This window comes from uncultured Ralstonia sp. (genome assembly GCA_913056305.1).
In the GTDB taxonomy this organism is placed as follows: domain Bacteria; phylum Pseudomonadota; class Gammaproteobacteria; order Burkholderiales; family Burkholderiaceae; genus Ralstonia.
Genome location: CAJXMR010000147.1, coordinates 1 through 11,909, shown reverse-complemented (window position 1 = coordinate 11,909; position 11,909 = coordinate 1). Strand labels below are relative to the sequence as shown.

The window sequence follows — 11,909 nt, the reverse complement described above, 5'->3', positions numbered from 1 at the left end:
ACCAGCACGCCGGCCTGCGACGCCACCAAGATCAACGCCCTGGTGCCGAGCGCAGGCGGCAGCTCGCTGTTCTGCTCGGCCAACACGCTGGTGGCGGCCGGTGCCGATCAGACCTACCTCTTCGCCGATGGCGTGCACCCCACCACTGCAGGCCATCGCCTGATTGCCAGCAACGTGCTGACGCGCCTGCTGGCGGATACCGTGATGCACTGAGCGACGCGGTGAGTCCAAGCAAAACGCCCGCGCTGGTCGCGGGCGTTTTGCTTTGGATGTCGGCTCGACGCTATCGGGTGATCTCCACCGCAAACCGATACACCGCCTCCACATCATTCAGATCCAGCACGGTCACGCCAGCCGGTGCCTCCACCTGCGCCGGCACGTCGGTCGCTACCGCCACCACCCCACCAATCGCCGGCCACAGCGGCGCACGCCCCAGCGATGGCCGGTACACCTCGATCTTCGGGAGTGCGCTGCGCTTGTAGCCTTCGACAATGACCAGATCGGTCTCGGGCGACAGCAGCGCCAGCACGTCCGCCAGCTCGGGTTCGTGCGCGGGGGCGTACTCGCGCATCAGCACGAGGCGGCGGTCGCCCACCAGCACGACCTCAGCGCTGCCAGCCTCGCGCATGCGGTACGAATCCTTGCCGGGCGAGTCGAGGTCGAAGCCGTGATGCGCATGCTTGACGGCAGCCACGTGGCGGCCGTCACGCACGAAGCGCGCGATCAGTTGCGTGATCAGCGTGGTCTTGCCGCTGCCCGAGGTGCCGGTGATGCCGAGGAGGGCGGGCTGCGTGTTCATCGCGGTGCGCCCTGGTAGATCCACTGCAGCAGCGCGTCGTGCGCAGCCTGGCCGGCACTGGCGTTCGGGTGGTTGATCATGCTGACCACGACAAAGCGCTCGCCGTTTTCGCCTTCCACGTAACCGGCGATGGCGCGCACGTCGTTGAGCGTGCCGGTCTTGATCTCGGCGTTGCCGGCCACGCCGGCGCGCGTGAGGCGGTTGCGCATGGTGCCGTCCACGCCCACCACCGGCAGCGCGTCACGCAGGATGCCGCCGTTGGGGTTGGCGTCGGCCTGCTGCAGCAGGCGCCCCATGTCGCGTGCGCTGATGCGCTCGGTGCGCGACAGGCCCGAACCGTTCTCCAGCACCAGTTCGGGCATCGCCAGGTCTTGCTTGGCAAGCCAGCGGTTGATCACCGCCGTCGACTGCTCCACCGACGCCGGCTTGCGACTGATCTCCGCGCCGATGGTCAGGAACAGCTGGCGCGCCATCACGTTGTTCGAATACTTGTCGATGTCGTGCACGACCTCGGCGAGCGTCGGGCCGTAGTGCGTGGCCAGTAGCACCGCCGGGCGCGGCACCTTGCCCTCGCGCAGGCCGGGCAGGTTGCGGTAGGTGCCGCCAGCCTGCCGCCACAGCGCCAGGAAGCCGCCCCAGATGAAGTCCGCATGCGTGAGCGCGGCCACGTTGTAGATGCGCTCGCCGCAGGTGCCGGCGTAGCGGCCGTCGAAGCTGGCGCGCACGGTGCCGTCGGTCTGGGTGGCGATGTTCACGTCCGCGCGGGATTTCCAATCGCCGCAGTTGCCGCGCGAGACCTGCAGCTGGTTGTCGACCTGCAGCTGCGCCAGCGGTGGCGACACGTCGATATTGACCGCGCCGTTGCCGGCATCGGGCGAGAGCGTGAAGGTGAGCGTCTTGAACGAATACAGCAGCGCATCGGGCGCGACGTTGTAGGCGCGCGCGCTGTCGCCATCGAGTGGCGGCGCTTCCGAGATGCCGTTCTCGAAGTACGTGCGGTCCAGCACGATGTTGCCGGCCAGCTCGTCGACGCCGGCGCGGCGCACGTCGCTCACCAGCTTGATCAGCTCTTCCGGGATCAGCTTCGGATCGCCCTGGCCACGCAGGTAGAGGTTGCCATTGAGCACGCCGCGGTCGGGCGGGTTGTCGGCATAGGCGGAAGTCTTCCAGCGGAAGTCCGGCCCCAGCAGGTCCAGCCCCGCGAACGTGGTCAGCAGCTTCATGGTCGACGCCGGGTTCATGCCGGTATCGGCATTCCACTGCAGGAGCGGCGTGGCGGTGCCGGTGCGGATGACGAACACGCTCACCGCGTCGAGCGGGATATGCGCCCGCACAAAGGCCAGCGCGACATTGGCGGGCAGGCCGGCCGGGTTGTGCGCGGCCTGCCGCTTCTGGACCGCTGTGGCTGCAGCGGCGGAGTGGACGCGGGTGGATTTCTTGGCCTGCGCCAGCGGCGCGGCGGTGACGGAGACGAGCGCCGCGCAAACAAGGGCGATGCGCGACAGGGAATGCAAGCGGGTCGGACGAATTCGGGCCATGGACAGGGGCGCGGTGGGGCGCACATCGGTACGCCAAGTGCGGACGCAGGCATGTTAACGCAGCACCCCCCTGCGGTAGCCGACAAGCAGCGCCGCTTTCTGCGGCCAATTCGCCCAGGCTCGCTTGGGCGCCGGGGCCGTCACCCCGGCTTGCGTCGGCAACGACGCATTGCAACGCAGCCGTCAGGCGGGCGCGGTAGCATGGCGTCTTTGCGGCCGATCGAGCCGCAGCGCAGCCTCCCCGTTGTCTCCATGTCTTCCGAACTCGTCCAGCCTGCCGGCGTCTTGCGCGGCCACCGCCTGCCCCTCTCGGCCCGCGCGGCCACCATGGCCGTTTTTTTCGCCAACGGTGCAACGTTTGCGACCTGGGGCATCCATATCCCCACCGTGAAGGCGCGCTTCGGGTTGTCCGAAGCGTCGCTGTCGCTGGCGATGTTCATGGTGGCCGCCGGTGCCATCGTCGCCATGAAGTTCGCCGGCAGGTGGGTGGCGCGCATCGGCACGCGGCGCGCGAGCGTGCGGGGCGGCGTGGCCTTCGGCCTGATGACCGCGCTGCTCATGCTGATGCCGACCTACCCGGCGCTGCTGGCGGTGCTGCTGCTGTTCGGCGTCACCAATGCGGGTTTCGACGTGGCCATCAACGCACAGGCGACCACCGTCGAGGCCAATCACCACAAGCCCATCCTCTCGTCGTTGCACGGCATGTTCAGCCTGGGCGGCATGGTGGGCGCGGCGGTCGGCGGCGTGCTGCTGGACTGGGGCGTACCGCCGGCCGTGCATTGCGGCGGCATGGCGCTCATCACCATGGCAACGGCCCTGTGCGCGGGGCCGTTCATGCTGCCGGACCACGTCCATGCCGAGGGCGAACCCGCGCATCCGACGGCCGGCCGGACGCTGTTCGTGCTCGGTGTGCTGGCCTTCCTGGGGCTGGCCGGCGAGGGGGCGATGTACGACTGGACCACCGTGTACATGCGCGAGATCGCGCAATCCCCGGAGGCCGTCGCCAGCGCGGGCTATGCAGCGTTTTCGGGCGGCATGGCGCTGGCGCGTTTCGGCGGCGATTTTGCGCGCGGGCACTGGGGCAACATGCGTGTGCTGGGCGCCAGCGGTGTGCTGGCCATGGGCGGCATCCTGCTTGCGCTGTTGTGGCCGGACCCGGCCGCCGCGCTGGCTGGCTTTGCGCTGATGGGCGTGGGCGCGGCCAACCTGGTGCCGATCTTTTTCGTCACCGCGTCGCGCCTGCCGGGTGTGCCGGCCGCCGAGGGCATCGCGGCCGTGGCGCGCTTTGCCTACGTGGGGTTGCTGATCGGCCCGGTGTGCATCGGCATGATCGCGCACCACTCCAACCTGCGCTGGGGCCTGTCGCTGGTGGCGCTGACGATGGCGCTGATCGCCGTGGCGGGCCCGCGGGCGATCCGGAGCGCGGGTCGCCGTTGAGACTGGTTGTTTGCACAAAAAACATGCAGTTTCTGTGCGTTGACTTTCGCGTGCCGTTGCCATAGCTTACCGGGAGGAGAGGGGGTTCTCCGGCGGGCTCGTGTGTCGTTTCCATGAAATGACCGCAGGTTGGCCGGGATTCGTTCGAAAAGTGAGGCTGTCGATCAGCCCAAACGACCCATAGGAAAGGAGCTTCAGATGTCGCACCAACGTCTCATCCTCGTGGCAGCAGCAGCTGTCTTGGCGGTCACCGCCAGCGTGGCCACCGCACAGACCGACAAGAAGTTCGATCCCTACAGCCAAGGCGCGAAGGCCGGCGATAAGTTCGACCCGTACTCGCAGGGCGCCAACGCCGACAAGAAGTTCGATCCGTACACCCAAGGCGCCGACAGCACCGCCAATGCGCTGAACCCTGGCGCCCAACCGGCCAATGTCGAGCACGGCAAGTACGACACGTACACGCAAGGCGCGAAGGCTGGCGACAAGTTCGACCCGTACTCGCAAGGTGCGAAGGCCGGCGACAAGTTCGACCCGTATTCGCAGGGCGCCAACAAGCAGGACGGCGCGCCCAAGCAATAAGCACCGTGCCGCAAGGCTCGCAGGCCCCGACGCTGATGCATCGCCCGATGCATCGGCGTTTTTCTTTGTGGGCGGGTATCGCCGCGGGGCTGGTCTCCATGCTGGCTGCGCTGACGGCCATGCCCGCGCACGCCGCCGGGCTATGCAGCGCGTCGTGGGTGCATGACGGCAGCCGGCTGCGGCTGGACGGCAACGGCCAGACCCCGATGATTGTCGAGTTCACGCTGCACGACGTGAACCGCGATGTGCTGGACGGCTGCGAGATCGGCCTGCATATCTACGCCAAATCGGGCCTGGTGGCGCTGGGCGGCCGGCCGATCGAGACGGTGCAGGACCATAAGCTGATGGTCGACGAGGCCGGCGTGGTCACACGCATCGTCAGCGTCAACGGACGCGTGTTTGCGCAAAGCGAGCATGCCGACCTGGTCGGCACCGTGAGTACCGCCATCTCCGGCATGTTCCTGTACGGCGCGGGCCTGGCGCCCGAAGCCGAGATGCTGCCGGGCGATACCTACGATTCCAGCTTCGACTTCGACGTGGTGTCGCCACGCCTTGGCATCAGCGTCGGGCACATGCGGGCGGCGCATGCCAAGGTGGATGTGTCCGAGCGTGAGGTCGGGCGGCCGCAGACGATGGCAACGCCGGCCGGTCCGCAGCAGTGCCGGCCGATCCGCTACACGCGCACGGCCACCCTGGGCGTGTTGCACCTCGGCAACGAGACGATCGAACCCGAGCCGACCGTGGCGCATGTCACCGACTGGTATTGCCCGGAGCTGGGCGTGGTCGCGCGGCAGGAGGTCGAGCAGCACGGCCAGACGCAGGTGATCAACGTGGTCGATCTCAAGCGCTGAGCGCCTGGCGCGTCAACGCTCCACCGGGTCCGACGGATGCGCTAGCAGGCGCGGGGCGCTCGGGTGCGCGTTGGCCGGGGTCTCGTCGCACGCCGCGCCGTTGCCGAAATAGCGTTGCAGGGCACGCTCCAGCGGCCCGCCGAGCACCAGCAGCACCAGCGCCAGCACTGAGGCGACCCCAACCAGCGCGTATTGCGCCGCGCCGCATGCCGCGCCCAGCGTCGCCGCCATCCAGACCGAGGCGGCCGTGGTCAGCCCTTGTACGCGCTCGTTGCCTGGGTGGTGGATGATGACGCCCGCGCCCAGGAAGCCGATGCCGGCCATCACCCCTTGCACCGTGCGGGTGACACCGTCCATGCCAAAACCGTCGGCCGAGAACGCCACCGCCAGTGCCGCCCCGAGCGACACCAGCCCGAGCGTGCGAATGCCGGCCGACTTGCCGTGCAGATAGCGGTTGGTGCCCAGCAGCATCCCCACCACCAGGGCCGCGCCCAAGCGCATGGTCATGTCCTGGATCGTCATGCAATCTCCTCCGAATATGGCAAACGATGCCGCTATTGTGGCGCAGCCGCCGCCTTCGCCCGAATCAGGCCGCTTCCACGCGGCCGTCGAAGCGATAGATGCGCGCGGCGGAGAAAGGCGCGTCAGGCGCCGGTTGCGTGAACAGCGCCACGTGATCGACCGGCATGGCACGCGGCAGCGCGGCGTCGGCGGGTTCGAGCGCGCGCAGGCAGGCCGCGTGCTCGGCCAGGCCCAGCCGGCCGGTGAGGGTGATGTGGAAGGTGAAGGTGTCGAACACGTACGGATAGCCCCAGCGCGCGAGATGGCGTTCCTGCGCATCGGACAGGCCGGCCTGGCGACGGCGCGCGAGTTCGGTGGCCGGGGCGGGGGCGCGAAACGCGTCGAACTCGCGCACGCAGGCATCGGCCAAGCGGTGCATGGCCTCGCGCGTGGGGGTGCCGTGGCGCAGGCGCCAGGCGAGAAAGCCGCGCAGCGACTGCAAGGCGGGCTCGATCGTGAAAGGCGCCTGCTGCTGGGCAAAGCGCTGCAGGGCGGCGTCCAGCGCGGCGGTGTCCTGGCCTTGCGCCAGCCGGAACGGCGGTTTGAGCGTGGCGTGCAGGCCGTAGTGGCGCGGCGCCTCGGTCCAGCGGTCGAGCGTGGCCAGGTCGATGCGTGCGCCGTGGGCCAGCGCCTGCCGTGGGGCGCCATCGATGGCGGCGCCGCTGCGCGCGCAGCGGCCGAGCCAGCGTGTGCCGAGCGTGTACCAGGGCTCGGGCGGCAGCAGGTAGAGGGCGTAGCGCCAGGCCTCGGGCAGCGGCGGTGGGGTCATGTTAGTACGTGCCCTGGGGTGCGCGCCCTAGGCGGCCACGGTGGCCAGTTGCGTGGTGGCGTAGCGCAGCCGCCCGCCCACCACGGTGGCAACCACGCGCGGCAGGCCGGGCTGGCGGTCGTCGACGATGATGGCATCGGCGCGCAACCCCGGCGCGAGCGCACCCCGATCGGCCAGCCCCGCCGCGCGGGCCGGGTTGGCGGACACCAGCGCCCACGCCTGCGGCAGCGTCGCCGCGCCGCGCTCGGCCAGCCGGAACGGCGCGGCCAGCGGCGCCGGGTAGTAATAGTCCGAGGCGAGCACCGTGCCCAGGCCGGCGGCCACCATGGCGGTGGCATCGGGCGCCCCGTGGTGGCTGCGGCCGCGCAGCACGTTGGGCGCACCGAAGACGATGTCGCCGCCTTGCGCCCGCGCGGCCTGCGCCACCGCTTCCGTCAGCGGAAACTCGGCGACGGTGCAGCCGTGTGCGTGAAAGGCATCGCGGGTGGCGATATCCGGATCGTCGTGCGAGGCCATGCGGATGCCGTACCGGCGCGCTGCCTGCGCCAGCCGCGTGACCACCGTGTCGAGCACGGCGGCATTGTCGGCGGCGGTGTGCAGGCGGGCGCGGAAGGTGTCGGGGTCGCACTCGGCGCGGTCGGCGTATTGGCCGAGCTTGCGTGTGTCGCCCAGCTTGCCCTGCATCATCGGCAGATGGTCGTTGAAGGCCAGGAAGTGCACGCGGCCCGCCGCCATCCACGCCAGCGCGGCGTCCACGCCGTCGGCATGGTGCAGCTCGAAGCGCAGGTGGACCAAGTGCTCGGCGCCGAGCTGGCCGCGCAGGTGCTCGAGCGCATCGAGCATCTGTTGTGCATAGGCATGCCCGCGCAGGCCGCCTTCCCAGGAGTACGTGACGCCGTGGAAGGCCGTGGTGATGCCGTTGGCCAGCAGCTGGGCGTCGACATCGGCCAGCGCGGTGGCGTAGGGGATGGCCACGCCGGGGCGCGGCATGATCGCGCGCTCGAAGGCATCGCCGTGCAGGTCGACGATGCCGGGCAGGACCAGCAGGTCGCCGCAGTCGAGCATGCCGCGCGTGGGCTGGGCATCACACGCGGCGATGTCGGCGCCGTCGAAGTGGAGGGCGGCGGGCGCAAGCCCGTCTGCCAGCAGCATGCGGCGCGAAACCAGCCCGGCCAGGCCGGCGGGTGATGACGAAAACGATTGCATCGGGAGAAATCGGAACAAATTGGCGCGCGATGCAAAGCCGCACGCTGGAAGATGGGTTGTCTTGCATTGTGCCGCAACTGGCGGCGCGATCGACGCGCACTCCATCTTTCGGTGCATGCCGCACCACCATGAAGTAGGGGAGACGGTCTAGACGCCTTAACTTTCCCGACACCATGGTCGTTATCCAGAGAAACAAGATGGGAGAACTGCCGGGCGTTGATCCCCGATCCCCCCTATGGACGCCACTTCCGCCGAGCGGCCCGGTTCACCCGGTAGCCCAGACGTGACCGAATCCCGGCCGCTACCGCTCGCAGACGACCGCTACGAGGCGCTGGTCCGGCAGATGCCGGATGCGCTGTACATCGTGGCGGACGACATCATCGTTTTCATCAACGAGGCGGGCGTGCGGCTGTTTGGCGCGGCCAGCGCGCGCGACATCGTCGGGCGCGAGCTGGACGAATTCGTCCACGGCGATTCCGTGCAGCTCGCGCGCCAGCGCCGCGAGTGGATCGTCGAGCACGGCGCCGGGCTGCCGCCGGTCGAGCAGACGCTGGTGCGCGTCGACGGCACCCCGGTGGACGTGGAGGTTCTGTCGGCACCGGTGCAGCTGGGCTGGCGCACCGCCGTCCAGGTGGTGGCGCGCGACATCAGCCAGCGCAAGCAGGCCGAGCAGGCACTGCGCGAATCCGAAGCCAACTACCGAGCACTCGCCGCCGAAACCGCGCGCGCCAAGGAACTGCTGCGCTGCGAGAAGACCGTGCTCGAACTCAGCTCGCGCAACGTGCCGATGCTCGACCTGCTGGGTGAGGTCTGCCGGCTGGTGGAGTCGCTGCTGGACGACGGGTCGATCTGCTCCGTCCTGCTGTGCAGCGACGGCGAGCACATCACGCGGGCTGTGGCGCCGTCACTGCCTTATATGCTGTCGGAGGCGCTGGTCGGCCTGGCGATCGGGCCGGGGGCGGGGTCGTGCGGCACCGCCATGTTCCGCAACGCGCGCGTGGTGGTGGAAGACATCGAGACCGACCCCCTGTGGGATGACTACCGCGACCTGGTCCGCCCGCTCGGCCTGCGCGCGTGCTGGTCCACGCCCATCCGCGGCGACAACGCCCAGATGATCGGCGCGCTGGGCGTCTACTACGACACGCCACGGGCGCCCACGCATGCGGCAACGCAGTTGCTGGACGCCATCACCGACATCGTCGGCGTCGCGATCCAGAAGGCGCACATCGCGCGCGAGTTGCAGGACAGCGAGGAGCGCTACCGCCTGGCCGTCGACAACCTGACCGAGGGCATCGTGGTGCAGGCGGCGGACGGCAGCATCCTCGCGTGCAATCCGAGCGCGCGTCGCATCTTGCGGGCGGGCACGCAGTCGCCGGTGGGGGCGAGCCACCTGATGCTGATGCGCCGCTCGCTGTATGAAGACGGCAGCGAGATTCCCTTCCATGCGCGGCCCACGCGCGTGGTGTTCACCACCGGGCGGCCGCTGCTGGGTTTGACGATCGGTCTGGAGCTGATCGACGGCGACGTGGTGTGGGTGCATCAGAACGTGCTCCCCATTACGCGCCCGGGCGACCACGCGCCTTCCGCCGTGCTGATTTCGTTCAACGACATCGGCCCGGCGCGCGCGGCCGAGCAGCAGCTCAAGTTTCTCGCGCAGCGCGATGCGCTCACCGGCCTGTACAACCGCGCGTACTTCTCGCAGCGCATGCAGGCTGTGCTGGACGAGGCGGCCACCGACGGCCGCCAGGCGGCGGTGCTGTTCCTGGACCTGGATGGCTTCAAGAAGGTCAATGACACCGCTGGGCACGAGGCTGGCGATCACCTGCTGCGCATCGTGGCGCAGCGCCTGTCGGCGTGCGTGCGGCAGAGCGATACGCTGGCGCGCTTGGGCGGCGACGAATTCGTCGTGCTGCTCGACCACGTGCGCTCGCTGTCCGAGGCTGAACGCCTGGCCGAGCGCATCGTTGGCGCCATCGCGCAGCCGTTTTCGACCGGCGGCACGGAGTACTACCTGGGCGCGTCGATCGGCATTGCGGCGTATCCCGAGCATGGCGAGGACGCCGCCACGCTGCTGCGCTGCGCTGATGCCGCCATGTACAACGCCAAGCAGAACGGGCGCAACCAGCATCGCGTCTTCACCGCGCGGCTGTCGCAGCGGGCACAGCGGCGTTTCCAGCTCGAGCACCACCTGCGGCGCGCGCTGGCGGCCGACGAGCTGTCGCTGCGCTTCCAGCCCATCGTCGATGCCACGACCATGCAGATGGGCGGCGCCGAGGTGTTGCTGCGCTGGCACAGCACGGAGCTGGGCGAGGTGTCGCCGGCGGAGTTCATCCCGGTGGCCGAGGATGCCGGGCTGATCCTCGGCATCGGCGAGTGGGTGCTGGCACAGGCGTGCCGCCAGGCCGCCGAGTGGCGCAAGGCCTGCGCACCGGACTTCTTCATCGCCGTGAACCTGTCGCCGCGCCAGTTTGGCGACGACCTGGTGCCGACCATCACGCGCTGCCTGGCCGAGAGCGGCCTGCCGGCCAGGGCCCTGGAGATGGAGATCACCGAAGGCCTGCTGATGCGCGACACGGCGGCGGTGATGCCGATCCTGGACGCGCTCACGGCGCTGGGCGTGCGCATCTCCATCGACGATTTCGGTACCGGGTATTCGTCGCTGTCGTATCTGCAGCGCTTCCCGATCGACAACCTGAAGGTGGATCGCTCGTTCGTGTCGGGCATTCCGCGCCACCGCGATTCGGTGGTCATCTCGCGCGCGGTGGTGGCGATGGCGGCGTCGCTGGACATGACCGTCACCGCCGAGGGCGTGGAAACGCTGGAGCAGGCCGAGTTCCTGCAGGCGGCCGGTTGCGACAAGCTGCAGGGCTTCCTGTTCGGCGCGCCCATGACGGCCGCCGCCTACGAACGGCGTTTGCGCAACCTGCACCAGGCCGACGCGACGTAACGTCGCGGTTGTACCGCTCAAGCCCGTCTGCATCCCGCCGATAACCCAATCAGGTGAGTCGGCTAAGCCCGCCAGAGGCAACCACAACCGTACAGGAGACATCCGCAGTGAAGCGATTGGCTTGGGGTCGCGGCCCGAAGGCGCCGCCCGGACTGGTGGCACGCATTGCCGAAGAGGCGGGGCGTGTCGGCATCGGCATCTGCGAGGTGTCGGGCAACGTGGAAGACGTGGCGGTGCGCCTGCGCCGCCAGGCCGAGGTGTTCGAACAACTGCGCGGCGCGGCGGCCGCCACCATGCGCGGCAACCACGACATTGCCGTGGCCGCGCGCCATGCGCGTGAAGTGGCCGCGCATGCGAGCGAAGAGGTGGGCGACTCGCGTGCGACGGTCGAGGCTTCGCTGCGCGACATCCGCGATCTCGCCACCGGTGTGGCCGGCATGGAGCAGCAGATTGCCGCGCTGCGCGACGCGCTGGTGCAGGTGGCCCAGGCGTCCGAACAGATTTCGCAGATTGCCAAGCAGACCAACCTGCTCGCCATCAACGCCGCCATCGAGGCCGCGCGCGCCGGTGAATCGGGCCGCAGCTTTGCGGTGGTGGCCAGCGCCGTCAAGCAGCTCGCCGGCCAGACCGCCGACGCCACGCGCCGCATCGAGTCCACCCTGGCCGACCTCTCCGGCCAGACCGAGCGGCTGATCGGCGACAGCAGCGCCAACGTGGCCCGCGCACAACGGGTGGACAGCGGCACGCAGGCCATCGGCGCCGTGATCGGCGTGGCTGGCGAGGCCATCGCGCGCTTCGACGCCGAGGCCACCAGCATTGCGGATTCCACCGCCGCCATCGAAGACGAATGCGCCTCGCTCGCGCGCGAGGTGGACGCCATGGCCGAGGGCGTCACGCAATCGAGCCGCAACATGGACAACGCGCGGCAGCAGCTGACGGGGCTGCTGGGCACGTCGGAAACGCTGATCCGGCTGACCGCCTCCACCGGCGTGCAGAGCGCGGACACGCCCTTCATCGACGCGGTGCAGGCCACCGCCCGGCGCATCGGCGCGCTGTTCGAGGCGGCGCTCTCGCGCGGCGACATCAGCGAGGGCGACCTGTTCGACCGCCACTACCAGCCGGTGCCTGACACCGACCCGCCGCAGCACCTGGCGCGCTTTACCGAATTCACCGATCGCGCGCTGCCGCCGGTGCAGGAGCCGCTGCTCACGCTCGATGCGCG

General features: G+C 69.4%; 10 protein-coding genes and 1 pseudogene. 6 read left to right on the top strand and 5 right to left on the bottom strand.

What is annotated here, in order from left to right:
- Window positions 1-213, top strand: a pseudogene (locus QZ609_RS18975) (SGNH/GDSL hydrolase family protein); the annotation flags it as partial.
- A gap of 70 nt (window positions 214-283) precedes the next feature.
- Here the strand turns inward: QZ609_RS18975 and mobB are convergent.
- Both mobB and dacB read right to left on the bottom strand, forming a co-directional pair.
- Window positions 284-799, bottom strand: coding sequence for a molybdopterin-guanine dinucleotide biosynthesis protein B (gene mobB, locus QZ609_RS18970; protein WP_295498029.1), 516 nt, complete (start codon window positions 797-799; stop codon window positions 284-286).
- A complete protein-coding gene (gene dacB, locus QZ609_RS18965) occupies window positions 796-2,337 on the bottom strand; it encodes a D-alanyl-D-alanine carboxypeptidase/D-alanyl-D-alanine-endopeptidase (protein ID WP_295498027.1) in 1,542 nt (513 codons plus the stop codon). Before dacB ends, mobB begins: the two co-directional genes overlap by 4 nt.
- Window positions 2,338-2,589: 252 nt before the next feature.
- Here dacB and QZ609_RS18960 point away from each other — a divergent pair, with 252 nt between their 5' ends.
- The 3 genes from QZ609_RS18960 to QZ609_RS18950 all read left to right on the top strand — a co-directional run bounded on the left by QZ609_RS18960 (window position 2,590) and on the right by QZ609_RS18950 (window position 5,204).
- On the top strand, window positions 2,590-3,774 hold the full coding sequence (locus tag QZ609_RS18960) for an MFS transporter (RefSeq protein WP_295498025.1): 1,185 nt from the start codon (window positions 2,590-2,592) through the stop codon (window positions 3,772-3,774).
- Window positions 3,775-3,972: 198 nt separating this feature from the next.
- Window positions 3,973-4,353 (top strand): hypothetical protein, encoded by a 381-nt coding sequence (locus QZ609_RS18955; RefSeq protein WP_295498022.1) that lies wholly within the window; start codon window positions 3,973-3,975, stop codon window positions 4,351-4,353.
- A gap of 35 nt (window positions 4,354-4,388) precedes the next feature.
- The gene (locus QZ609_RS18950; protein WP_295498033.1) at window positions 4,389-5,204 is read left to right on the top strand and encodes a hypothetical protein; all 816 of its coding nucleotides are present in this window, start codon (window positions 4,389-4,391) and stop codon (window positions 5,202-5,204) included.
- 12 nt (window positions 5,205-5,216) lie between these two features.
- Here the strand turns inward: QZ609_RS18950 and QZ609_RS18945 are convergent, their stop codons facing one another.
- From QZ609_RS18945 to QZ609_RS18935, 3 genes are all read right to left on the bottom strand, one after another.
- Window positions 5,217-5,726, bottom strand: coding sequence for an MgtC/SapB family protein (locus tag QZ609_RS18945; protein WP_295498020.1), 510 nt, complete (start codon window positions 5,724-5,726; stop codon window positions 5,217-5,219).
- 64 nt (window positions 5,727-5,790) lie between these two features.
- A complete protein-coding gene (locus QZ609_RS18940) occupies window positions 5,791-6,534 on the bottom strand; it encodes a DUF1045 domain-containing protein (protein WP_295498018.1) in 744 nt (247 codons plus the stop codon).
- Between the two features lie 27 nt (window positions 6,535-6,561).
- Entirely contained in the window at window positions 6,562-7,740 is a 1,179-nt protein-coding gene (locus QZ609_RS18935) for an alpha-D-ribose 1-methylphosphonate 5-triphosphate diphosphatase (protein ID WP_295498017.1), read from the bottom strand.
- A gap of 235 nt (window positions 7,741-7,975) precedes the next feature.
- Here QZ609_RS18935 and QZ609_RS18930 point away from each other — a divergent pair, with 235 nt between their 5' ends.
- Both QZ609_RS18930 and QZ609_RS18925 read left to right on the top strand, forming a co-directional pair.
- Entirely contained in the window at window positions 7,976-10,687 is a 2,712-nt protein-coding gene (locus tag QZ609_RS18930) for an EAL domain-containing protein (RefSeq protein ID WP_295498015.1), read from the top strand.
- 107 nt (window positions 10,688-10,794) lie between these two features.
- Window positions 10,795-11,909 (top strand): methyl-accepting chemotaxis protein (locus tag QZ609_RS18925; RefSeq protein WP_295498013.1); only part of this gene is annotated, 1,115 nt, incomplete at its 3' end.

Coding starts and splice junctions, on each gene's coding strand:
- mobB (WP_295498029.1), bottom strand. CDS start 799: ATGAACACGCAGCCCGCCCTCCTCGGCATCACCGGCACCTCGGGCAGC.
- dacB (WP_295498027.1), bottom strand. CDS start 2,337: ATGGCCCGAATTCGTCCGACCCGCTTGCATTCCCTGTCGCGCATCGCC.
- QZ609_RS18960 (WP_295498025.1), top strand. CDS start 2,590: ATGTCTTCCGAACTCGTCCAGCCTGCCGGCGTCTTGCGCGGCCACCGC.
- QZ609_RS18955 (WP_295498022.1), top strand. CDS start 3,973: ATGTCGCACCAACGTCTCATCCTCGTGGCAGCAGCAGCTGTCTTGGCG.
- QZ609_RS18950 (WP_295498033.1), top strand. CDS start 4,389: ATGCATCGCCCGATGCATCGGCGTTTTTCTTTGTGGGCGGGTATCGCC.
- QZ609_RS18945 (WP_295498020.1), bottom strand. CDS start 5,726: ATGACGATCCAGGACATGACCATGCGCTTGGGCGCGGCCCTGGTGGTG.
- QZ609_RS18940 (WP_295498018.1), bottom strand. CDS start 6,534: ATGACCCCACCGCCGCTGCCCGAGGCCTGGCGCTACGCCCTCTACCTG.
- QZ609_RS18935 (WP_295498017.1), bottom strand. CDS start 7,740: ATGCAATCGTTTTCGTCATCACCCGCCGGCCTGGCCGGGCTGGTTTCG.
- QZ609_RS18930 (WP_295498015.1), top strand. CDS start 7,976: ATGGACGCCACTTCCGCCGAGCGGCCCGGTTCACCCGGTAGCCCAGAC.